This window comes from Microbacterium sp. M3 (assembly GCF_033548675.1).
GTDB lineage: Bacteria > Actinomycetota > Actinomycetes > Actinomycetales > Microbacteriaceae > Microbacterium > Microbacterium arthrosphaerae.
Window position 1 is genome coordinate 315,452 of sequence record NZ_JAWTZT010000004.1, and the last position, 22,523, is coordinate 337,974.

The window sequence follows — 22,523 nt, forward strand, 5'->3', positions numbered from 1 at the left end:
CGACGTCAGTCGCGCGGGGTCATCGCCGCGAGGCGGGTGGCCCGGGTGATCTCGCGACGCGTCCAGGCGAAGGCGTACTGCTCGTCGAAGTGCGGTGCGCACTTCGCGCAGGACGTGGGCCGGGTCGCCTTGCGGTGCCGGTAGGCGACGTGGCCGGCCGGGCACACGCCGATCCACGGCGCGAGCTCGGTCGCGGTCTCGCCGTTGTGGGTCGTGCCGCCCACGTAACCGAGGTCGTGCGCCACCGCCTTCCAGCGGGGGCCGTGCCCCGCGCGGGAACCCGCCAGCGCGTGCGCGACCTCGTGCAGGAGCGTCTGGTGATTGGTGTCGTCGTCGTAGCGCGCCGCGAGATAGCGCGACACGCTGATGCGCTTGTGCGTGTAGTCGCACAGCCCCGCGCGGCGCTTGGCGTTGTCGAAGGCGAAGCTCCACGAGTCGTCGAGGTGGAGGGCGATCAGGGCCTCGGCCCAGTGCCGCACGCGATGCAGTTCCGACATGTGCGCGAGACTAGAACGTATCTCCGACACTCATGGTGGCGGTGGGTCTCAGCTGGCGACGGATGCCGCGGCCCGGCGCCGGTCGGCGGCGTCGATGGCGAGCAGCGTCGACTCGAGCTGGTCTTCGGTGGCTCCGGACTCCTGACGCAGGAAGAGCGCGCGCTTGAAGTCCTTGCGGGCGGCCTCGAAGTCGCCGGCGTCGTAGTTGACCTTGCCGCGGTGCTGGTAGGCGAAGGCGCCGATGCCGGCCCAGCCCTGCCCCTCGGCCTCTTCGGCGCACGTCGTGAGCTCCTGCTCGGCCGCGGCGTACGCGCCGCGCGCCTGCAGCACCGTGGCATGCAGGATGCGGGCACGCAGCAGGTCCTTGCGGGTGCCGGCCATGCGCGCGACGCGCACGGACTGCTCCGAGACGACGAGCGCGTCCTCGGCGCGGTCGAGCACCTTCAGCAGCCATACGCGCTCGAGGAGCGCGGGGAGGCTCCGCTGCTCGCCGATCTCGTCGAGCCGCTCGGAGCACTGACGCGCATCCACCTGCTCGCGGAGAGTGTCGGGGTCGAACCCGCGGATGTAGCTCACGTCTGACTCCCTTCGCCGCGTCGATGGCTGTTCCAGTGTGCCCTCTCGCCCGCCCGGAGCCCGTCGTGCCACGCCGGGCCGCGGCATCCGTCCCTCTTCACACGGGCCGAACGTCAGCGGGTGAAGACGGATGCCGAGGGCTTGGGCGAAGGGGTCGCGTCGGCGTCCGTCGCGACGCGGGCGCCGCGCGCGAACTCGTCCAGCTCGCGTCCCTCGGCGACCTTGGCGGGGTGCGGACCCGCGGCCATGAGCCGCGGCAGCCACTCGGTCGGAAGCGGCGCGCGCGATGCTGCGATGACGAGGTTGCCGAACCGGCGGCCCTTGAGCGTCTGCACCTCGGCGAGCACGATGACGTGCTCGAGCACGGCCTGCACGGTCGCCACCTCGCGGCGGGCGAAGGCGAGGCCGGCGCCGTCGGCGACGTTCACCAGCAGCACGCCGTCGGGTGCCAGGAACCGCGCCGCCTCGGTGAAGAACTCCACCGTCGTCAGGTGCGCGGGCGTCTGCGCACCCGAGTACACGTCCGACACGACGAGGTCGGCCGTGCCGACGAGTCCGGCGGGCAGGCGGCCGAGCGTCGCGCGGGCGTCGCCGATCCGCACGCGGATCCGCGCGCCCCGGGGGAGCGGCAGGTTCTCGCGGACGAGGTCCCACAGGGCCGGCTCGAGCTCGACGACCTGCTGCCGCGAGCCCGGCCGCGTCGCCTCGATGTAGCGCGGGATGGTCAGGGCCCCGGCGCCCAGGTGGATCGCGGTCAGGGGCTGCCCCGGCATCCGGAGCCGGTCGATCACCGCACCCATACGTGCGACGTACTCGAAGTGCAGGTGCGTCGGATCGTCGAGGTCGACGTGGGACTGCGGCGTGCCGTCGACGTCGAGCTCCCAGCCGCCGCCGAAGGCCGACGGCACGACGCGGGCGAGCGTGTCGTCCGACAGCCGGACGGAGGGGACGGATGCCGCGCCCCGCGAACGTGCCATGCCACCACGTTAGCCCCGCCCCGTCGTCCCGGCGGCCCGTCGTCCCGGCCGCTCCGCGGCGACGCGACCTGCAGAACTCCACGGATCCGGCGCGCCCAGCCCCGCCTGGCGGGGTTCGGGCACCGAAGGGCCTCGCTTCCGTGGAGTTGCGCAGACGACTGCCCGGGCAGCCGCCGGGCTAGCGTGGAGGCATGGCGGAGATCGACCTCAACGCGGACCTCGGCGAGACCGTCGACGGGGTGCCGACGGCCGACGACGAGGCGATGTTCGCGGTGATCTCGAGCGCGAGCGTGGCGTGCGGCGGCCACGCCGGCGATGCCGTCTCGATGCGCGCGGCGGTCGACCGCGCCGCCCGATACGGCGTCGCGATCGGCGCGCACCCGTCCTACCCCGACGCCGCGAACTTCGGCCGGGTCGCGATGTCGATGGACCCCGCCGACCTGGCTACCGCCGTGAGCGGGCAGCTGACCGCGCTCGCGGGGGCGGGCGCCGACATCCGCTACGTGAAGCCGCACGGCGCGCTCTACCACGCCGTCACCCTCGACCGGCGGCAGGCGGATGCCGTCGCCCGCGCGGTGGCCGATCTCGCCGCGTCGCTCGGCCGGCCCCTGCCCCTGCTGGGCCTGCGGGGCGAGATCGCGGGGGCCGCGGCATCCGTCGGTCTTCCCTTCGTCCGCGAGGCGTTCCTCGATCGCGGCTACCTGCCCGGCGGCGGGCTGGTGCCGCGTTCGCAGCCGGGGGCACTGCTCCACGACCCCGCGGAGGTCGCGGCGCGCGCCGTGCGGCTCGTGCGCGAAGGGGTGGTGGCGGCGGTCGACGGCACGGAGGTGGAAGCGGATGCCGCATCGCTGTGCCTGCACGGCGACTCACCCGCCGCGGTCGAGATGTCGCGCGCGGTGCGGGCGGCGCTGGATTCCGACGGCGTCGCGGTGCGGGCCCCGTGGTGAGCAGGAGCCGGAGATGGTGACGGCACGGGTGCTGCCGATGGGGGAGCGGGCGTTCCTGGTGGAAGCGGGCTCCCTCGACGACGTGCTCGCGCTGCACGCCGCGCTCGCCGCCTCGCGTCCGCCGGGAGTGGTCGACCTCGTGCCGGCGGCGCGCACCGTGCTCGTGCGGGTGGATCCGCGCCGGCTCGCCCTGGCCGCGGCGCACGCGTGGGCGCGCGCGGCGGTGTCATCGGCCGAGGCGACGAACATGACGCACGGACCCCTCGTCGAGCTCGACACGGTCTACGACGGGGCCGACCTCGACGAGACGGCCGCCCTGCTCGGGCTCACGGCCGGCGAGCTGGTGCGCCGGCACGGCGACGCCGAGTGGCGCGTGGCCTTCACCGGGTTCGCGCCGGGCTTCGGATATCTGGTCAGCGACGACTGGCCGTTCGACGTGCCCCGCCTGGCATCACCCCGCACCCGCGTGCCGTCCGGTGCGGTGGGGCTGGCGGGCACGTTCTCGGGCGCCTATCCGCGCGAGACCCCCGGTGGCTGGCGGCTCATCGGCACGACGACCGCAGCGCTCTTCGATCCGGATGCCGCCTCCCCGGCACTCCTCGCGCCAGGCACGCGCGTCCGCTTCCGCGCCATCGCCCGCGCTCCCCGGGCCGTCGTTGCGGCGGGCGGCCCGGTCCGCGAGCCCGCGCCGGCGGAGGCGGATGCCCACCGAGGAGATCGGCCGAACGGAGGAGGATCTGCGCCGAATCGTCCTCAGTTCCGCAGATCTCCTCATCTCCGCGACGGACCTGCGACTCCGGGAGCGGCGCACCAGCACCTGCCGGCGGCGTCGGGTGGCGGCATCCGGATCCTCGAACCGGGCCTCTTGGCGACGCTGCAGGATCTCGGGCGGGCGGGCGCGGCATCCGTCGGCGTCGCCGTCTCGGGCGCCCTCGACCGGTCGGCGCTCCGCACCGCGCACCGCCTCGTCGGCAACCCCGAGGACGCCACGGCGATCGAGGTCACGATGGGCGGTCTGCGCGCCATCGCCGAGCGCGACGCGTGGGTGGCGGTGACGGGGGCCTGGGGTCCCGTGCGGATCGCCGGCCGCGAGGTCGACCCCTACCAGGCGCACGCGTGGCCCGCCGGCGCGGAGCTCGAGCTCGGCTGGTTCGCGCACGGCGCGCGCGCCTACGTCGCGGTGCGCGGCGGGCTCGATGGTCCGGTCGTGCTCGGGTCGCGCGCCACCGATGTGCTGGCGGGCCTCGGCCGACCGCCGCTTCGTGCCGGCGATGTCGTGGCCCTCCTCGACGGGGCGCGGGAGCCGATCCCCGTGGCCCCGCCCGGCGCGTGGGGTGCGCCGCACGACGACCAGCTCGAGCTGGAGCTCGCCCCCGGACCCCGCGCCGACTGGTTCGCCCCGACGGCGCTGTCGTCGCTCTTCGACGCCGTCTGGACGGTGTCGAACCAGGCGGATCGCGTGGGTGCGCGCCTCGACGGGCCGGAGCTCGTCCGCGCCCGCAGCGGTGAGCTGGCGAGCGAGGGCATGGTGCCGGGCGCGCTGCAGGTGCCGCCCAGCGGGCGCCCGACGATCCTGCTGGCCGACGGTCCGGTGACGGGCGGGTATCCGGTCATCGCGGTGATGACGGATGCCTCGCTCGACCTCGTGGCGCAGGCCCGGCCGGGCACGCGCATCCGGTTCCGGCACGCCCGTCCGCGCCCCTGAGCCGGGCGGGCGACCCCGCGGAGGAGCCGCCGGCCGGCACTGTCAGTCCGCACCGGCCTCCAGCAGGTCGGCGGTCGCTCGGAGGATCGCCACGATGGCGGCGGTGCGCACCTCGGCGGACGCCCGCTGCCCGTCGCCCGAGACCGCGGCGGCGAGCGCCGCGGCGGCCGCTGCCGGTGCGGCAGACGCGTCGGGCGCCGCGTCGCCGGCCGACGACAGCAGCACGCGCGTGCCCAGGGCGCCGGCCGCCGACAGCAGGGGGCGCTGTTCGTACGCGTCGTCGATGATGTCGACCACCGCCGCAGTGAAGTCGCGGTACGTCAAGGCGGGTGATTTCGCGAGCACGCTGAGCGCGGCCGAGGTGAAGACCCCGTGCCCGTTCGTCTCGAGGGCCACCTGGTCGGGCTGGCAGGCGCTGATGAGCACCTCGCGACCGTCGGCGCGCGCCGACGGCGGGGCCGCCGCCCGGTCGGTCTCGACCGCGACCACCTGCCGCCAGGCGGCGGCGCGGAACGGGTCGCCGAGCGCCGCCGCCCGCTCGGCGCGGAAGCGGGCCTCCTCGTCGGCGTCGAGCACCGTCATGCGCTTCTTCGCGCCGGGCGGCGTCGTGCGCGCTTCAGCCTCTTCCGGCGTGATCTCGCGATTCACGGTGCCCGAGTGGCACGAGTCGAAGAACAGGGTGACCGAGACGCCCTCGGGGATCGCGTCCCAGATGGCGCCGAGGTCGTCGTCGACGATGAGCTGCCCGTCCCGGAAGTCGACCGGGCACAGCGCCTCGTCGCGCCGCCCGAACTCGTCGGTCTCGTCGCCGTCGAGGTCGGGCACGAAGGTGCCGTGACCCGAGAACTGGATCGCCACCACGTCGCCGTCGCGGGACGACGAGACCTTGTCGAGCATGGCGCGCAGGATCCGGTCGCGCGTCGCCTCCTGGTTGTGGATCGACTCGACCTGGAATCCCGCCTTGCCGAGGGCGTCCGACCACGCCTGCGCGTCGGCCACGCAGCCGCCCAGGGGGTCGCGCGGGTACTCGTCGATGCCGATGCACAGCGCCCGCTTGCGGGGGGTTGCGCCACGGGCCGCCGTGGGCTCGGCCCGGGGCGCCGGCGTGACATCCGCGACGACGTCGCGCGAGCGCGCTGGAAAGACGGTGAGCCGATCGGGCTCGTTGCTGTCGGGCACGCCGACCACGCGGCGAGCCAGCGACATCATCGTCTCCTCGTCGTTGTCGAAGGCCCCGTGCGAGGTCGCCTGCGTGCTGCTGCGGCGGCCGCGGGCGATGGGCCCGAGCACCAGCCGCTCACCGCGGTCGCCGAGGTAGGCCATCGTCCGCCCCGAGCGCCGCAGGTGCTCCTCGAGACCCAGGATCTGCGCGTCGCGCTCCGCCTCGAAGGCGCGTGACACGAGGTACAGCAGCGACTTGCGGTACACGCCGGCCGTGTTGTCGCGCTTCTCGTGCGTCTCGTCCATGGTGAAGATCGCGAGGTCCTGGATCTTCCCCGTCTCGGCCAGGGGCAGCAGCGTCGCCTCGAACGTGTCGACGCGGACGGCCGGCGCGAGCAGGGTGACGCTCTTCACGCTCTCGACGCGATCGTCGCCCTCGAACAGCCGAGGCACGAAGTGCGAGTGGTAGATCGAGCCGGCGCTGTGGCCGGCGACGTGCAGCTCGACCGCCCCCGGATTGGCCGCCATGTACTCGCGCAGCGCCGCGGCGAGCACGAACGCCCCGCCCGGATCGCCGCCCTCGACGCTCGGCAGGCAGGAACCCGCGGAGTCGAGCTTCATGTCGTCCCAGAACTTGCGACCCCCGAGCACGCGCGCGGCGGCTTCGACGGCGAGGTCGGTGACGTCGGTGAAGCCGCGCTCGCCGGCCTTGCCGCGCAGCACGTCCTGGAGCGTGGTCTTGAACCCGCTCTCCCACACCAGGTGGATGGGGTAGACGCCGTTCTTCTTCCACCACCCCACCTGCCGCTGCGCCGTCAGCAGCCCGGCCGACTTGTCGGTCAGTCCGCCGTGCGCCCAGATCAGCACCGGGACCGGCGCGGGCGTCTCGCCGGCCGGTGTCTTCTTCGCGCGCTGATCGACGAACGCCGCGAGGTCCTCGTCGATCATGCGGCGGACGTCGTCGGCGGTGGTGGCGAAGTCGTCCACCGTACGCGGCTTGGCGGCGGCGCTCGCGGCGAGCTTGCCGTCGGCGGTGTGCACGACGTGCTTGCGCAGCGCGGCGAGATCGGCGGCGCTGAGGCCGGCGCCACGGGTGGTCGTGGTGGTGGCGGGCATGATGTCACGTCCTGTCTGGTCGGTGGTGGGGGCGGTGGTGGTGGCGGTGGCGGTGGCGGTGGCGGTGGGGTCGGGTCGGGTCGGGTCGTACGGTGGGGGCGATCAGCGGGGCACGAGCCGGGCGCGGGGGTCGGCGAAGACGGTGAAGGCGAGCGAGGTGAGGTCTCCGGCATCCCTCGCCGCGTGTCGGGCGGCGAGCACCGCTTCGCCGAGCGTCTCGCGCCTGCCGAGCGCGTGCTCGTAGAAGGTGCGCACGAAGGCCGCCGACACGTCGTCGCGCACCGCCCACGAGCAGCCGATGAACACGCCGACGCCGCCGCGCAGGAACACCTCGGCGAAGCCGCCGAGGCCGGTGGCGCCCGCGCGCAGGCGGCCGACGTCGCACGCGCTCAGGAACACGAACGGCGCGCCTCGCGCACTGCCGTCGGCGGCCCCGACGACATCGCCGAGCTCGGGCAGGTCGCGACGGGCGTCCGAATCCGTATACGAGCCCGTGCCGTCGTCGCTGTCTTCCGACCAGGTCGCGAAGGCGATCTCCTGGCCGAGCGGCGCCGCGTCGCGCCACCGGCCGTGCCCGGCGAAGTGCAGCAGGTCGAAGCCTTCGGCGATGACAGCACGCAGCTCCGCCGGATCGGCGGCCGACCGCGGCGGCGCCGAGAGCAGCGCCCCGATGGTGGTGACCTCCTCCCGGGCGCGCGGGAGGTCGTACTCGGGGTTGACGTACTCCGGCGCGATCGCGACGACGCGTTCCGCGTCGAGGGGGATGACGGTCGGGCGCGGCGTGCCGTACATCCAGCGCGTCAGCCCCAGATCCCCGAGGAAGAACCGGTCCGGATCGGCGCGCTGCCGGTCGACGGGCACCAGGTGCACGATCTCCCACGGGATGTCGAGCTCGCCCGAGGTCTGCAGCACCAGCTGAGAGATGCGCCGGCGCTTGCTCCACAGCAGGGCGTTGATGTCGTCGCCGAGCAGCTCGCGCGCGATCCGGGCGCCGAGCGAGCGCACGTCGCGGCGGACGGTGTCGGCCGCTTCGTCCGGGTCGTCGGCGGCCTCGGGCTCGAAGCCGTCGCGGATCCTGGCGAGCTCGGCGTAGATCTCCTCGACGTAGCCCGCCTTGTCGTCAAGCCGCACGACGTGGTGTCTCACGGTGCGGCCGACCTTCGCCGTGATGTGCAGCTCGGAGGTGCCGTGCGAGAGCGACTCGTCGATGGCGAGCGTCGGCAGGTCGGCGATCTCGCGCGGCGGGACGGCGACGGATGCCGCGACCACGTGCGAGTCGCCGCCGCCGAGCCCGTCGGCTTCGTCGGCCGGCAGGATGGGCGCGCTCAGCGCGAGCACGGCGAGCGGCGTGACGACGGGCGGCTGCGTGAACGTCACGGTGATGTGGCCGCGCCCCGGCGCGTCGGGCACGAGGCGGAACACGAGCCGCCGCGGCTGGTCCGCCGTCGTCGGCAGCGTGGTGGTGACGGTCGACGGTGCGCCGCCCGCGAGGGCGAGGCCGCGCAGCTGGACGCTCACCTCGATGTCGCGGGAGGGGTCGAAGCGCGCCCGCGTGCGTCGCCGGGAGGTGCCGGGGGTCGAGGCAAGCTCGGCGAGCGACAGCCGCACCACGGCGTCGAAGGCGACGCCCGCGACGATGCCCGACGGGATCTCGGCATCGACGAAGGCCGGCACCGGGGCTGCGCCGTCGAGCCCCTCAACGGGCCCGGGGGCTGCCCCGCCCCCGTCCGCGGCCCCGGGCGAGGCGGCCACCGGCGCATGCGGCAGCGCATGGTCGGGCGCGGGGGCGACGGCCGGCGGCGGCGCAGGAGCCGGCACCGGCACGAGATCCGGCGCCGGAGCGAGCCCGGGCGAGCGCCCGCCGACAGCCCCGCCGATCGGCCCCGTGTCGAAAACCGCGTCGCCCAGGTCGATCTCCGGAACGGCGGGCGGCGGCGGTGCCGACTCGAGCTCGCCGCCCATGCCCATGCCGCCGCGCATCACCTCCGCTTCGAGCTCGGTCAGGGCATCCGCGGACGCGCCCGCCACCACGGTGAGGTGCAGCGTGCGGTCGGCCTCGACGGCGATCTCGCGGGCGACGTCGCCGCCAGGCAGCCGGTCGAGGCGCACGAACTCCGCGATCCCCTCCCGCACGACGATCGCCGCGTAGTGGAGGTCGGCCGCGCCTCGCACGCGGACGGTCGCCGTCCCCGTCGCGAACGCGTGCACGACGACATCGGCGAGCAGCGCGATGCCGTGGGCGTCGGCCGCGGCATCCGGCGGCGCATGATCGATGCGCACGTCCACGGCGCCACGGTCGCCGATGACCTCGACGACGCCACGCGGCGCATCCGGAACGCGAGCCATCTCGACCCCCTCGCACCGGTGCCCGATTCCCCACGGGCACCGTCACCCGACCAATCCGAGGAGCCACAGTCCGGTGCACAGCATACGAGCGTGCCCCTCACCGCACCAGAGCGCCGTGCTGTCGTCTTGATACGTCGGAGGAGAGCGGATGCCGCGGCCCCCGGCATCCGCTCGCTACCAGGTGCGCAGCTTCTCGGCGACCGCGGCGTACTCGTCCTCGGGCAGCGCCAGCTGCACGGCCTCGCCGACGGTGAGCTCCTCGCCGGCCGCCTCGCCGGCCGCGACGCTCTGCGGGTCGCGCCCGCGCAGGATCTCGAGGTACGGCGTGTGCACCGTGAACGCCTCGACGTCGAAGATGCCGATGCGGCGGCGGATCTCACCGGCCGCCACCGCGAGCGCCGCGGCGCGCCACGCCTCGCCGTGCGCCGCGGCGACCGCGCACACGCCTTCGAGGCCGTACGCGACGCCCTCCTCGTAGTGCAGCGTGACCGACAGCAGAAGGGTGTGGATGAACTCGTGCTCGGCGTCCTCGATGCGCCCGAGCTGGAAGTTCAGCCGAGAGCGGAGGTTGCCGGCGACCGACGTCGTGAACAGGTCGCCGCCCGACTCGGCGACCGACGTCGCGCGGTCGAAGTGCGCCAGCGCGTCGCCGGTGGCGCCGCGCACCCACGCCAGGCGGCCGAGCGAGACCTCGGTGATCGCCTCGGCCCAGGTGTTGCCGCGCTCGCGCAGGGTGACCACGGCCTCGCGCAGCTCGGCCTCGGCCTTGTCGGCGTCGAGCTCCGAGAACTGCACCCGCGCCGTCGCGCGCGCGGCCAGCGCCATCGCCGCCGCGTCCTCGTCGCCGCTCTCGGTGAAAAGGCGCACGCACTCGCCCAGGCCCGCGACCACCTGCTCGCTCGGCCGCTGCCACATCTCGCCCCACAGGGCGAAGAACCAGGCGATCGCGCGCGTGTGCTGCGTGATGGGCTGATCGTGCTGCTTCTCGAGCAGCTCCAGCATCCACACCCGCACCTCGGCGAAGAAGCCCGAGATCCACCAGTAGATGAGAAGGCTCCACGCGAAGTCGCCGGCGTCGTCGAGGCGGTTCGTGTAGACCAGATGCCGCACCGCCGCGCGAAGATTGGGCAGCTCGAGCCCCAGCCGCAGCACCGCGTCCGCCTGGCCGCGCCCGCCGAGCTCCGGGGCCACCTGCCGCACCAGCTCGCAGTAGTAGTCGGCGTGGGCGCGCCGCACCCGGTCGGCGTCGCCGTTCGCCTTGAGGCGGCCGACCGCGTACTCGCGCACGATCGCCAGCAGCGAGAACACCCGGCGCCCGCCGATCTCGTACTGCTTCACGAGCGAGCCGTCGACCAGGGCGGCCAGCCCGTCGATCGCCTGGCCCTCCCACGGGCGGCCGGCGCCCAGCGCCTCCACCGCCTCGAGCGTGAAACGCGTCGCGAACACGCCGAGGTCGTCGAGCAGCGCGCGCTCGGCCGCGGGGAGGAGGCTCACACTCCAGTCGATGGTCGCGCGCATGGTGCGGTGCCGCTCCGGCAGGTCGCGCACCGCCGCGGTCAGCAGCGGCAGGCTCTGCCCGAGGCGCTCGGCGATGCCGGCGGGGGTGAGGATCCGCACCTTCGCGGCGGCGAGCTCGATCGCCAGCGGCAGGCCCTCGAGCGTGCGGCAGATGTCGGCGAGATCGCGCGCGTTGTCGCCGGTGACGTCGAAGTCCGGGTCGATCGCGCGGGCCCGGTCCACGAAGAGCGACACCGCCGCCGACCGGGTGGCGCGGTCGAGGCTCGCCGGCCCGTCGCCCGGCGGCGTCGACAGCGCCGGCACCTCGTACACGCGCTCGCCGCGGATGCGCAGCACGACGCGGCTGGTGACGAGGAACGTCGCCGACGGCGCGACCGTGTACAGCCGCACCAGGACGGGTGCGGCATCCACGATCTGCTCGAAGTTGTCGAGCACGATCAGCACCCGCCGCTCGGCCAGCGCGTGCGCGATGCGCTCTTCGAGCGCGGCTTCGCCGTTGTCGCGGATGCCGAGATAGTAGGCGATCGTCGGCAGCAGCAGACCCGGCTCGAGCACCCCCTCGAGCAGCACGAAGTACACCCCGTCGGGGAAGAGGTCCTCGCACGCGAGCGCCGTCTCGATCGCGAGCCGGCTCTTGCCGATGCCGCCGGGGCCGATGAGGCTGACCACCCGGTCGGTGCCGCGCGCGAGGAGCGTGCGCACCGCGTCGATGTCGGGCTCTCGGCCGATGGTGGTCGTGTACGGCACCGGCACGCGACCGACGAGGGTCGTCGGCGCCTCCTCGAGCTCGGGCGCGCTCGGGACGCGCGACTCGTCGAAACGCTCGGCGAGCAGCATCGCCAGATCGCCGGCCACCTGGTCCTCGAGCTCGGCCGCCGAGCGGAAGTGCAGGTATGCCGCGGTGTCGTCGGCCTGGATGCGCGCGATGAGCTCGGCCAGACGCTCGTCACGGCCGTCGGCATCTTTGACGTAGATGAGCTTCGGCATGCCCCGCGGGGCGAGGTTGTACTCGTCCTCGAGGCCCGACACCTGCTCCTCCGGCGCCACCCAGCCGTAGCTGGCGCCGTAGATCCCGACGAACACGTCGCTCTGCGCGAGGTACGAGCGGTACAGGTCGCGCGGCGGATGAGGACGCGCGCCCAGCTCGAACATCACGGGCGCGAGCCGCAGCCGCTCGATCGCCGACCGCACCGCTTCGCGTTCTTCCGCGAGCTCGCGCAGCGTCGAGCTCACGAACACCCGGATCCGCTGGTCGGGAGTGCGGATCACGGGGTGTCCCACCCCAGTCATGTGCATATATTGGCCCGATCGCGCCGGATGCGCCATGGTCTGCCGTTGCGCTGCGCCGGAAGGATCCGGGCTTTCGCATGTCGCGAGGGCCCTTCCGCCCGCCCCGGCCCAGGAGTATGGTGCGGCCCTGACGGCGCCGATGGGGGAGCCGTCCGCCCGACCGGGGAGGGCGAGCTCACTGGGAGGGGAATGCGATGAAGAAGGCCTTGGCATGCGCGATCGTGGCCGTCGGGCTGGTGCTCGGCGGCGGCGGAGCCGCGATGGCAGGTGAGGTGAACGGCAACGGCGAGGACATCCCGGCGCCGGGCAAGGCGTCGTCGGAGTGCGTCTTCTCCGGGCAGGACACCGTCGACAGCGTCGAGAACAACCCTCCGGGGTTCGACGACGACATGCTGGGGATGCGCGGCAACCAGGACAAGGGCTACAAGGGGGTGCAGAGCTACGGCGTGTTCGTGAAGGCCGGGCTCAAGGCCATGGTCCCGAGCCCGGGAATGGCCTGCCGCGGCAACCTGCCGCCGATGGAGCCGATGGAGTAATCCGCTCGAACACGCGCCTGCGTTCCCGGGCGGGCCCCGGGAGCGCAGGCGCTGCGGCGTCGGAGGCGGCTTATACCGCAGCATCCGAAAGTCGTCAAGAATCCGACTGGACACGGCGCGTCGTCCGGGATATAGTTGGTCTTTGCGCTCTTGGATTCCCCCTGCCCTCATATGGTGGTCGGCTGTGTCTGCGCCCACTCGCGTGACTGCGAGGCGTGCGCCGCGGACTTCGGGGACGACTGAGCACTCCACCTGATCACAAGGAAACGAGCCCCACGGGCCCACGGAGGTAATCCCCTTGGCTGCTGCGCGCAACGCATCCAACCCCACCACCACCCCCAAGAACGGACGCGGAGCATCCCGCCTCTCGTTCGCCAAGATCTCCGACACGCTGACGGTCCCCGACCTTCTCGCGCTGCAGACCGAGTCGTTCGACTGGCTCGTCGGCAACGAGGCATGGAAGGCCCGCGTCGCCGACGCGAAGGCCGCCGGTCGCACCGATGTGCCCGAGGTCAGCGGCCTCGAGGAGATCTTCGAGGAGATCTCTCCGATCGAGGACCTGAGCGAGACCATGCAGCTCTCGTTCACGAACCCGTACCTCGAGCCCGAGAAGTACTCCATCGAGGAGTGCAAGGAGCGCGGCAAGACGTACGCGGCCCCGCTCTACGTCGAGGCCGAGTTCATGAACCACCAGACCGGTGAGATCAAGACCCAGACGGTCTTCATGGGCGACTTCCCGCTCCAGACCGACAAGGGCACGTTCATCATCAACGGCACCGAGCGCGTCGTCGTGTCGCAGCTCGTCCGTTCGCCCGGCGTCTACTTCGACAAGACGCCCGACAAGACCTCCGACAAGGACATCGTGTCGGCGCGCGTCATCCCCTCGCGCGGCGCATGGCTCGAGTTCGAGATCGACAAGCGCGACCAGGTCGGCGTGCGCATCGACCGCAAGCGCAAGCAGTCGGTGACGGTGTTCCTCAAGGCGCTCGGCCTCACCAGCGAGGACATCCTCGCCGAGTTCGCCGGCTTCGACTCGATCGAGGAGACGCTCTCGAAGGACACGATCCTCAGCAAGGAGGACGCCCTCCGCGACATCTACCGCAAGCTGCGTCCGGGCGAGCAGGTCGCCGCCGAGGCCGCCCGCGCGCTGCTGGACAACTTCTACTTCAACCCGAAGCGCTACGACCTGGCGAAGGTCGGCCGGTACAAGATCAACCACAAGCTCGGTCTCGACAAGCCGCTCACCGACTCGGTGCTGACGGTCGACGACATCGTCGCGACGATCAAGTACCTCGTCCGCCTGCACCGCGGCGACGTCACCTTCGACGGCGTGCGCGGCGGCAAGCCGGCCGAGATCCGCCTCGACGTCGACGACATCGACAACTTCGGCAACCGCCGCATCCGCGCGGTCGGCGAGCTCATCCAGAACCAGGTCCGCACGGGTCTGTCGCGCATGGAGCGCGTCGTCCGCGAGCGCATGACCACGCAGGACATCGAGGCGATCACGCCGCAGACCCTGATCAACGTCCGCCCTGTCGTGGCCGCGATCAAGGAGTTCTTCGGAACCTCGCAGCTCTCGCAGTTCATGGACCAGAACAACCCGCTCGCGGGTCTGACGCACAAGCGCCGCCTCTCGGCCCTCGGCCCCGGCGGTCTGTCGCGTGAGCGCGCGGGCGTCGAGGTCCGTGACGTCCACCCGTCGCACTACGGCCGCATGTGCCCGATCGAGACGCCGGAAGGCCCGAACATCGGCCTGATCGGCTCGCTCGCGTCGTTCGCGCGCATCAACGCGTTCGGCTTCATCGAGACGCCGTACCGCCGCGTGGTCGAGGGCAAGGTCACCGACCAGATCGACTACCTGACCGCCTCCGAGGAGAGCGACTACATCGTCGCGCAGGCCGGTGTCGAGCTGAAGGCCGACGGCAGCTTCGCGCAGGACCGCGTGCTGGCCCGTCGCGGCCAGGGTGGCGAGGTCGACCTGTTCCACGCCGAGGAGATCGGCTACATGGACGTCTCGCCGCGCCAGATGGTGTCGGTGGCGACCTCGCTCATCCCCTTCCTCGAGCACGACGACGCCAACCGCGCCCTCATGGGTGCGAACATGCAGCGCCAGGCCGTGCCGCTCCTGCGTTCGGAGTCGCCGGTGGTCGGCACGGGCATGGAGGGCTTCGCCGCGATCGACGCCGGTGACGTCGTCACCGCCGACAAGGCCGGTGTCGTCGTCGAGGTCTCGGCCGACGTCGTGACCGTGCAGCTGGACGAGGGCGGCACGCAGGACTACTTCCTGCGCAAGTTCGACCGCTCGAACCAGGGCACGTCGTACAACCAGCGCGTGGTCGTCTCGGCCGGTGAGCGCGTCGAGGCCGGCGAGGTCATCGCCGACGGTCCCGCGACCGAGGACGGCGAGCTCGCCCTCGGCAAGAACCTCCTCGTCGCCTTCATGACGTGGGAGGGTCACAACTTCGAGGACGCGATCATCCTCAGCCAGGACCTGGTGAAGGACGACACCCTCTCCTCGATCCACATCGAGGAGTACGAGGTCGACGCGCGCGACACGAAGCTCGGCAAGGAGGAGATCACGCGTGATCTCCCCAACGTCAGCCCCGACCTCCTGAAGGACCTCGACGAGCGCGGCATCATCCGCATCGGCGCCGAGGTGCGTCCCGGTGACATCCTCGTCGGCAAGGTCACGCCCAAGGGCGAGACCGAGCTGTCGGCCGAGGAGCGCCTGCTCCGCGCGATCTTCAACGAGAAGAGCCGCGAGGTGCGCGACACGTCGCTGAAGGTGCCCCACGGTGAGCAGGGCACGATCATCGCGGTCAAGGAGTTCAACGCCGAGGACGGCGACGACGAGCTCGGCTCGGGCGTCAACCGCCGCGTCGTGGTCTACATCGCCCAGAAGCGCAAGATCACCGAGGGCGACAAGCTCGCCGGCCGCCACGGCAACAAGGGCGTCATCGCGAAGATCCTGCCCGTCGAGGACATGCCGTTCCTCGCCGACGGCACGCCGGTCCAGGTCATCCTGAACCCGCTCGGCATCCCCGGTCGAATGAACTTCGGCCAGGTCCTCGAGCTGCACCTCGGCTGGATCGCCAAGCAGGGCTGGAAGGTCGAGGGCACCCCGGAGTGGGCCGCTCAGCTGCCCGAGCAGGCCTTCGAGGCACCCGCGGGCACCAAGGTCGCCACGCCGGTGTTCGACGGCGCGTTCGAGGCGGAGATCGCGGGTCTGCTCGACTCGACGCTCCCCACGCGCGACGGCGAGCGCCTGATCGACTCCTCGGGCAAGACGCAGCTGTTCGACGGCCGCTCCGGCGAGCCGTTCCCGGCTCCGATCTCGGTCGGCTACATGTACATCCTGAAGCTGCACCACCTCGTGGACGACAAGATCCACGCGCGCTCGACGGGCCCGTACTCGATGATCACCCAGCAGCCGCTCGGTGGTAAGGCGCAGTTCGGCGGTCAGCGCTTCGGTGAGATGGAGGTGTGGGCCCTCGAGGCCTACGGCGCCGCATACGCGCTCCAGGAGCTCCTCACGATCAAGTCCGACGACATCCTCGGCCGCGTCAAGGTGTACGAGGCGATCGTCAAGGGCGAGAACATCCAGGAGCCCGGCATCCCCGAGTCGTTCAAGGTGCTCATGAAGGAGATGCAGTCGCTCTGCCTGAACGTCGAGGTCCTCTCGGCCGACGGCACCGCGGTCAACCTCCGCGACACCGACGACGAGGCCTTCCGTGCCGCCGAAGAGCTCGGCATCAACATCTCCAGCCGTTTCGAGTCCTCGTCGATCGACGAGATCTGATCCGGCCGACAGCGATTTCGCGATTTACAGAGACACAGGAGAACTAGTGCTCGACGCAACCACTTTCGATGAGCTTCGCATCGGCCTGGCCACCGCCGACGACATCCGTCGTTGGTCCTACGGCGAGGTCAAGAAGCCCGAGACCATCAACTACCGCACGCTCAAGCCCGAGAAGGACGGCCTCTTCGGCGAGCAGATCTTCGGCCCCTCCCGCGACTGGGAGTGCGCCTGCGGCAAGTACAAGCGCGTCCGCTTCAAGGGCATCGTGTGCGAGCGCTGCGGCGTGGAGGTCACCAAGTCCTCCGTCCGCCGCGAGCGCATGGGCCACATCGAGCTCGCCGCGCCCGTCACTCACATCTGGTACTTCAAGGGCGTGCCCTCGCGCCTCGGGTACCTGCTCGACATGGCGCCGAAGGACCTCGAGAAGGTCATCTACTTCGCCGCCTACATGGTGATCTCCGTCGACGAGGAGGCGCGCCACCGCGACCTCGCGACGCAGGAGAACAACATCCGCCTCGAGCTGAAGACGCTCGCCGACCGCCGCGACGCGCGCGTGGCCACCCGCCTCCAGAAGCTGGAGGAGGAGCTCGCCGCGCTCGAGGAGGAGGGCGCCAAGGCCGACCAGAAGAAGAAGGTCAAGGACGCCGCCGAGAAGGAGATGGCGGCGATCCGCAAGAACTCCGACGAGCAGATCGCCCGTCTCGAGCGCGTGTGGGAGGACTTCCGCACGCTCGAGGTCGGTCAGCTCAAGGGTGAGGACGAGATCTTCCACGAGCTGCAGGACCGCTTCGGTCAGTACTTCGACGCCCACATGGGTGCCGAGTCGATCAAGCGCCGCCTGGAGAGCTTCGACCTGCAGGCCGAGGCCGACAGCCTCCACCTGCAGATCTCGGAGGGCAAGGGCCAGCGCAAGATCCGTGCGATCAAGCGCCTCAAGGTCGTCAACTCGTTCCTCGCGACCGGCATGAGCCCGGCCTCGATGGTGCTCGACGTCGTGCCGGTGATCCCGCCGGAGCTGCGCCCGATGGTGCAGCTGGACGGTGGCCGCTTCGCGACCTCCGACCTCAACGACCTGTACCGCCGCGTGATCAACCGCAACAACCGCCTCCGTCGCCTGATCGACCTCGGTGCTCCCGAGATCATCGTCAACAACGAGAAGCGCATGCTGCAGGAGGCCGTCGACGCGCTGTTCGACAACGGCCGCCGCGGCCGCCCCGTCACGGGTACCGGCAACCGCGCCCTGAAGTCCCTGAGCGACATGCTCAAGGGAAAGCAGGGTCGCTTCCGCCAGAACCTGCTCGGAAAGCGCGTGGACTACTCGGGCCGTTCGGTCATCATCGTGGGCCCGCAGCTCAAGCTCCACCAGTGCGGTCTGCCCAAGCAGATGGCGCTCGAGCTGTTCAAGCCGTTCGTGATCAAGCGCCTGATCGACCTCGGTCACTCGCAGAACATCAAGGCGGCCAAGCGCGCCGTCGAGCGCACGCGTCCCGAGGTGTGGGACGTGCTCGAGGAGATCATCCGCGAGCGCCCCGTGCTCCTCAACCGCGCACCCACGCTGCACCGCCTCGGCATCCAGGCCTTCGAGCCGCAGCTCGTCGAGGGCAAGGCCATCCAGCTGCACCCGCTCGTCTGCGCCGCCTTCAACGCGGACTTCGACGGTGACCAGATGGCCGTGCACCTGCCGCTGTCGGTCGAGGCCCAGGCCGAGGCCCGCATCCTGATGCTCGCCTCGAACAACATCCTGAAGCCCTCGGACGGCCGCCCGGTGACCCTGCCCTCGCAGGACATGATCATCGGCCTGCACCACCTGACCACGGTCAAGGAGGGCGCCGCCGGTGAGGGTCGTGTGTTCGGCTCGGTCGGCGAGGCGATCCTGGCCAAGGACGAGGGCACCCTCGACCTGCAGGCCAAGGTCCGCATCCGCATCCCCGGGCTCGCCTTCCTCGAGGGCGAGGCTCCCGAGGGCTACGAGCGCCACGGCCTCGTGGACGCGTCGCTCGGCCAGGCGATCTTCAACGACACCCTGCCCAAGGGGTACCCGTTCGTGCGCGAGCAGGCCGACAAGGGCAAGCTGTCGCAGATCGTCAACAAGCTCGCCGAGGAGTACCCGAAGGTGGAGGTCGCGGCTTCGCTCGACCGCATCAAGGACGCCGGCTTCTACTGGGCCACCCGCTCGGGTGTCACGGTGGCGCTGAGCGACATCCTCACGCCGCCCAACAAGGGCGAGATCGTCGCGGGCTACGAGAAGCAGGCCGCGAAGGTCCAGGGCCAGTTCGAGAAGGGCCTCACCACCGACGCCGAGCGTCGCCAGGAGCTCATCAAGATCTGGACCGAGGCGACCGACGAGGTCCAGAAGGCGATGCGCGACCACTTCCCGGCCGACAACACCATCAACCGCATGGTGTCGTCCGGTGCACGTGGTAACTGGCTGCAGATCCGCAACATCGCGGGTATGCGAGGCCTGGTGAACAACCCGAAGGGTGAGATCATCCCGCGTCCGATCATCTCCTCGTACCGCGAGGGTCTGTCGGTGGCGGAGTACTTCATCGCGACGCACGGTGCCCGTAAGGGTCTGGCCGACACGGCCCTCCGTACCGCCGACTCGGGCTACCTGACCCGTCGCCTCGTCGACGTCTCGCAGGACGTCATCATCCGCGAGGAGGACTGCGGCACGACCAAGGGCCTCGAGTTCACGATCGCCGCTCCGGGCGCCGACGGCGTGCTGGTGCGCGACGCGAACGTCGAGAACTCGGTGTTCGCCCGCACGCTCGCGGCCGACGCCACGGCTCCGAACGGCGATGTCGTCGCCTCGGCCGGTGAGGACGTCGGCGACGTGCTCATCGACAAGCTCGTCGAGGCGGGTGTCGAGTCCATCAAGGTGCGCTCGGTGCTCACCTGCGACTCGGCGGTCGGCGTCTGCGCGAAGTGCTACGGCCGTTCGCTGGCCACCGGCAAGATCGTCGACATCGGCGAGGCCGTGGGCATCATCGCGGCCCAGTCGATCGGTGAGCCCGGCACGCAGCTGACGATGCGTACCTTCCACACCGGTGGTTCGGCCTCGGCCGACGACATCACGCAGGGTCTTCCCCGCGTGCAGGAGCTGTTCGAGGCCCGCACCCCGAAGGGCGCGTCGCCGATCGCGGAGGCCGACGGCCGCATCACGATCGACGAGACCGAGAAGTCGAAGAAGGTCATCCTCACGCCCGACAACGGCGACGAGCCGCACGTCTACCCGGTCCTGAAGCGCGCGACGCTCCTGGTCGAGGACGGCCAGCACGTCACCGTCGGTCAGCCGCTGCAGGTCGGCACGCTCGACCCCAAGGAGGTCATGCGCGTGCAGGGTGCCCGCGAGGTGCAGAAGTACCTCGTCAACGGCGTCCAGGGCGTGTACCGCTCGCAGGGTGTGCCGATCCACGACAAGCACATCGAGGTCATCGTCCGCCAGATGCTGCGGAAGGTCACCGTGGTCGACCACGGCGACACGACGCTGCTGCCGGGTGAGCTGGTGGACTTCAAGCGCTACCAGTCGATCAACCGCGAGGCCGTGGGCGAGGGCAAGCGCCCCGCGTCGGGTCGTCCCGAGCTGATGGGTATCACGAAGGCGTCGCTCGCGACGGAGTCTTGGCTGTCGGCCGCGTCGTTCCAGGAGACCACCCGCGTCCTCACGCAGGCGGCCATGGAGGGCAAGAGCGACCCGCTCGTCGGCCTCAAGGAGAACGTCATCATCGGAAAGCTCATCCCTGCCGGAACCGGTCTTGCGAAGTACCGCAACGTCACGGTCGAGGCGACGGAGGAGGCGAAGTCCGAGCGGTACCCCAACCGCATCTTCGCCTCGGACGGCGCGTACAGCGACGCCGACCTGAGCTACGTCGACTTCGACAGCTTCTCCACCGACGGTTTCACGACCGACTACAACTAGACGCGACTCGGGTCAATGCGAGCGAAGCCCGCGTTGACGCGAGTCGGGTCTAGATCGAGTAGCGAGCGCCAGCGAGCGTATCGAGATCTCGAGGAGGGTCTCTTGAGACATTGACCACGACGAAGGGCCCCGGCATCGCCGGGGCCCTTCGTCGTTTCTGAGGACGGATGCCGGGGTCAGTACTGCGTCGTGACTCCGGTGTCGCCGGTGGTGCCGGTGGTGCCGGTCGTGCCGGTGGTGCCGGAGACGTTCTCGGTCACGTTGCCCTTGACGCGGTCGGCCGTGGCCTGCGCCTCGTCCTTGACCGTCTCGGCGGACGACACCGCGGACTCCTTGACCTGCTCCACGGCGTCCTTCGCCGGCTCCTTGAGATTGTCGGCCACCTCGTGCGCGGCATCCTTCGCCTTGTCCATGGCCTTGTCGACGAGCGGCTGCGCCTGGTCGCGCAGCTGGGTGCTCCACCGCTTCTCGGCGTCGGTCGTCGGGATGAGGCTCGCCACGAGGAAGCCGACGCCGGCGGCGAGCAGGCCCACCACGAGCGGCGTGCCCTGGGCCTGCCGGCGCGCGCGGTTCGGCAGGTCCTTCACCGCGTCGCCCGCGGCGCCGGGCTTGTCGCCGACCGCGTGCCCGGCCGAGGAGGCCGTGTCGCCCACGTCGTCGGCGACACCCATGACGCGACCCTTGACGTCGCCCAGCACCTGGCGGGCGCGGGTCTTCTGGCGCTCCATGATCTTCGGCGGCGAGACCTTGTCGGCGAGCGCGTCGACGTCACGGCCGAGCTCGTCGCGCGTCGCCTCGATGTCAGCGCGGATCTGATCGGGGTTGCTCATTATCGGTTCTCCTCATTCCTCTTGAGCGCGTCGGGGATCTCCTTGACGGTCTCGACCGTCTGAGGCGCTCCTTGCACGGACTTGAGCCGGCTCCGCCCGATGGCGAACAGGATGCCGGCGATGATGGCCCAGATGACGGCCACGATGACGGCCGACCAGCCGAGGCTGTCGAGCAGGTCGCCGAGGGCCCACCAGAGGGCGACGGACAGGAAGAACACGGCCATGAGGCCGGCGTATCCTGCCCCACCCAGGAGCCCCGCGCCCTTCCCGGCACGCTTGGCGGATTCGCTGAGCTCGGCCTTGGCCAGCTCGAGCTCCTTCCGCATCAGCGTGGAGAGGTCGCGCGAGACTTCCCCGACCAGGTCGCCCAGCGAGGTCTCGGCCGCCTTCTGCTGAGACGGCGTGGGCATGTCGGTCATCGTCGTTCCTCTCCGCCCGTGGTCCACTCGTCACCGGTGGTGCCGGCCGGCGGTGTCCAGACATCGCCGGAGGCCGTCGACGACTCCGCGCCCGCAGACAGCGGGTCCACGCTCTGCTCCTCGGCGAGGGCGTCGCCGATCGGCGTCCCTCCGCCGTACGCTGCGGTGCCGGCGCCCGTCGCGCCCGCGTAGGCGCCGGTGCCCGCGTAGGCGCCGGTGGTGCCGGCGTACGCGCCCGTGGTGCCCGCGTAGCCCCCGGAGGTGCCGTCGGTCAGCATCCGCTGGCCGCCGGACGTGCCCTTGTCGTCGCGCGCGTCCGAGACGAGCGCCTTGGTGACGCGCCCGGCGATGAGTCCCACGCCGGCCGCGATGGCCAGGAAGGCTCCGGTGTGCCGGCGCGCGAAGCTGCGCACCTCGTACACGACGTCGGCCGGCTCGCGCTGCTCCAGCCAGTCGGCGACTCGCCGGGTATGCTCGCCGACCGCGCGCACCGCGCTGGTCGCCGCCCCGCCCGAGCCCGTGGCGGTGCCGTCCGCGAGGCCCGAGAGCTCGTCGCTCGTGCTGCGCAGGGCGTCTGCGGCGCGACGCTGCTGGGTCGATGCCTGGTCCGTCAACTGGGTCCGTGTCTCGTACAGGAAGCCCTTCGCGGCGCTCTTCGCGTCGTGCGCCACGCCCTTGACCTCTTCGCCGGCGACGCCCGCGACGTGCTTGGCACCCGCGTCCACCTCGGCGACCGAATCGGTCACTCGTTCCTTCATGTCGCCGGAGCCTGTGCTATGGGCCGCGCCCGTGCTCGGGGTTGCATACGGATCGGTGTCGTAAGTCGACATGCTCCTCCTCCATCTCACGCGCGGTGTCGGACCGGCCATGTGCCGGGCCTGGGAGAT

General features: G+C 71.4%; 14 protein-coding genes. 5 read left to right on the forward strand and 9 right to left on the reverse strand.

Translation table 11 applies throughout. From position 1 onward, the window contains the following. Positions 1-5: 5 nt before the first annotated feature. From R8Z57_RS13725 to R8Z57_RS13735, 3 genes are all read right to left on the reverse strand, one after another. Positions 6-497: a SprT-like domain-containing protein gene (locus R8Z57_RS13725; protein ID WP_318354347.1), complete on the reverse strand. Its 492-nt coding sequence runs from the start codon at positions 495-497 to the stop codon at positions 6-8. Positions 498-545: 48 nt separating this feature from the next. Next, positions 546-1,073, reverse strand: coding sequence for a hypothetical protein (locus R8Z57_RS13730; RefSeq protein WP_318354348.1), 528 nt, complete (start codon positions 1,071-1,073; stop codon positions 546-548). Positions 1,074-1,186: 113 nt separating this feature from the next. Continuing rightward, positions 1,187-2,050 carry a fused MFS/spermidine synthase gene (locus tag R8Z57_RS13735; RefSeq protein WP_318354349.1) on the reverse strand — a complete coding sequence of 288 codons (864 nt, stop codon included), beginning with the start codon at positions 2,048-2,050 and terminating at the stop codon, positions 1,187-1,189. Between the two features lie 191 nt (positions 2,051-2,241). Here R8Z57_RS13735 and R8Z57_RS13740 point away from each other — a divergent pair, with 191 nt between their 5' ends. Both R8Z57_RS13740 and R8Z57_RS13745 read left to right on the forward strand, forming a co-directional pair. Further along, positions 2,242-2,997 (forward strand): 5-oxoprolinase subunit PxpA, encoded by a 756-nt coding sequence (locus R8Z57_RS13740; RefSeq protein WP_318354350.1) that lies wholly within the window; start codon positions 2,242-2,244, stop codon positions 2,995-2,997. A 13-nt stretch (positions 2,998-3,010) separates the two neighbouring features. Further along, on the forward strand, positions 3,011-4,702 hold the full coding sequence (locus R8Z57_RS13745) for an urea amidolyase family protein (protein ID WP_318354351.1): 1,692 nt from the start codon (positions 3,011-3,013) through the stop codon (positions 4,700-4,702). Positions 4,703-4,744: 42 nt separating this feature from the next. Here R8Z57_RS13745 and R8Z57_RS13750 read toward each other — a convergent pair whose 3' ends face one another. From R8Z57_RS13750 to R8Z57_RS13760, 3 genes are all read right to left on the reverse strand, one after another. Continuing rightward, on the reverse strand, positions 4,745-6,979 hold the full coding sequence (locus R8Z57_RS13750) for a caspase family protein (RefSeq protein WP_318354352.1): 2,235 nt from the start codon (positions 6,977-6,979) through the stop codon (positions 4,745-4,747). Positions 6,980-7,081: 102 nt separating this feature from the next. Next, a complete protein-coding gene (locus R8Z57_RS13755) occupies positions 7,082-9,325 on the reverse strand; it encodes a CHAT domain-containing protein (protein WP_318354353.1) in 2,244 nt (747 codons plus the stop codon). 174 nt (positions 9,326-9,499) lie between these two features. Continuing rightward, positions 9,500-12,133, reverse strand: a complete 2,634-nt coding sequence (locus R8Z57_RS13760) for an ATP-binding protein (RefSeq protein WP_318354354.1) — start codon at positions 12,131-12,133, stop codon at positions 9,500-9,502. Between the two features lie 194 nt (positions 12,134-12,327). On the opposite strand from R8Z57_RS13760, the gene R8Z57_RS13765 reads away from it, so the two are divergent. The 3 genes from R8Z57_RS13765 (at position 12,328) to rpoC (ending at position 20,387) form a co-directional block, all read left to right on the forward strand. Further along, positions 12,328-12,669, forward strand: coding sequence for a hypothetical protein (locus tag R8Z57_RS13765; RefSeq protein ID WP_318354355.1), 342 nt, complete (start codon positions 12,328-12,330; stop codon positions 12,667-12,669). Positions 12,670-12,967: 298 nt separating this feature from the next. Beyond that, positions 12,968-16,468: a DNA-directed RNA polymerase subunit beta gene (rpoB, locus tag R8Z57_RS13770; protein ID WP_318354356.1), complete on the forward strand. Its 3,501-nt coding sequence runs from the start codon at positions 12,968-12,970 to the stop codon at positions 16,466-16,468. Positions 16,469-16,514: 46 nt separating this feature from the next. Next, on the forward strand, positions 16,515-20,387 hold the full coding sequence (gene rpoC, locus R8Z57_RS13775) for a DNA-directed RNA polymerase subunit beta' (protein WP_318354357.1): 3,873 nt from the start codon (positions 16,515-16,517) through the stop codon (positions 20,385-20,387). A 176-nt stretch (positions 20,388-20,563) separates the two neighbouring features. On the opposite strand, the gene R8Z57_RS13780 is transcribed toward rpoC, so the two are convergent. From R8Z57_RS13780 to R8Z57_RS13790, 3 genes are read right to left on the reverse strand one after another with little or no spacing between them, the layout of a single operon-like run. Then, the gene (locus R8Z57_RS13780) at positions 20,564-21,217 is read right to left on the reverse strand and encodes a DUF3618 domain-containing protein (RefSeq protein ID WP_318354358.1); all 654 of its coding nucleotides are present in this window, start codon (positions 21,215-21,217) and stop codon (positions 20,564-20,566) included. Then, complete coding sequence (locus R8Z57_RS13785; protein ID WP_318354359.1) at positions 21,217-21,636, reverse strand: phage holin family protein; 420 nt, start codon at positions 21,634-21,636, stop codon at positions 21,217-21,219. The genes R8Z57_RS13780 and R8Z57_RS13785 overlap by 1 nt, the downstream gene beginning before the upstream one ends. Beyond that, on the reverse strand, positions 21,633-22,382 hold the full coding sequence (locus tag R8Z57_RS13790) for a hypothetical protein (RefSeq protein ID WP_318354360.1): 750 nt from the start codon (positions 22,380-22,382) through the stop codon (positions 21,633-21,635). Before R8Z57_RS13790 ends, R8Z57_RS13785 begins: the two co-directional genes overlap by 4 nt. Positions 22,383-22,523: the final 141 nt, after the last annotated feature.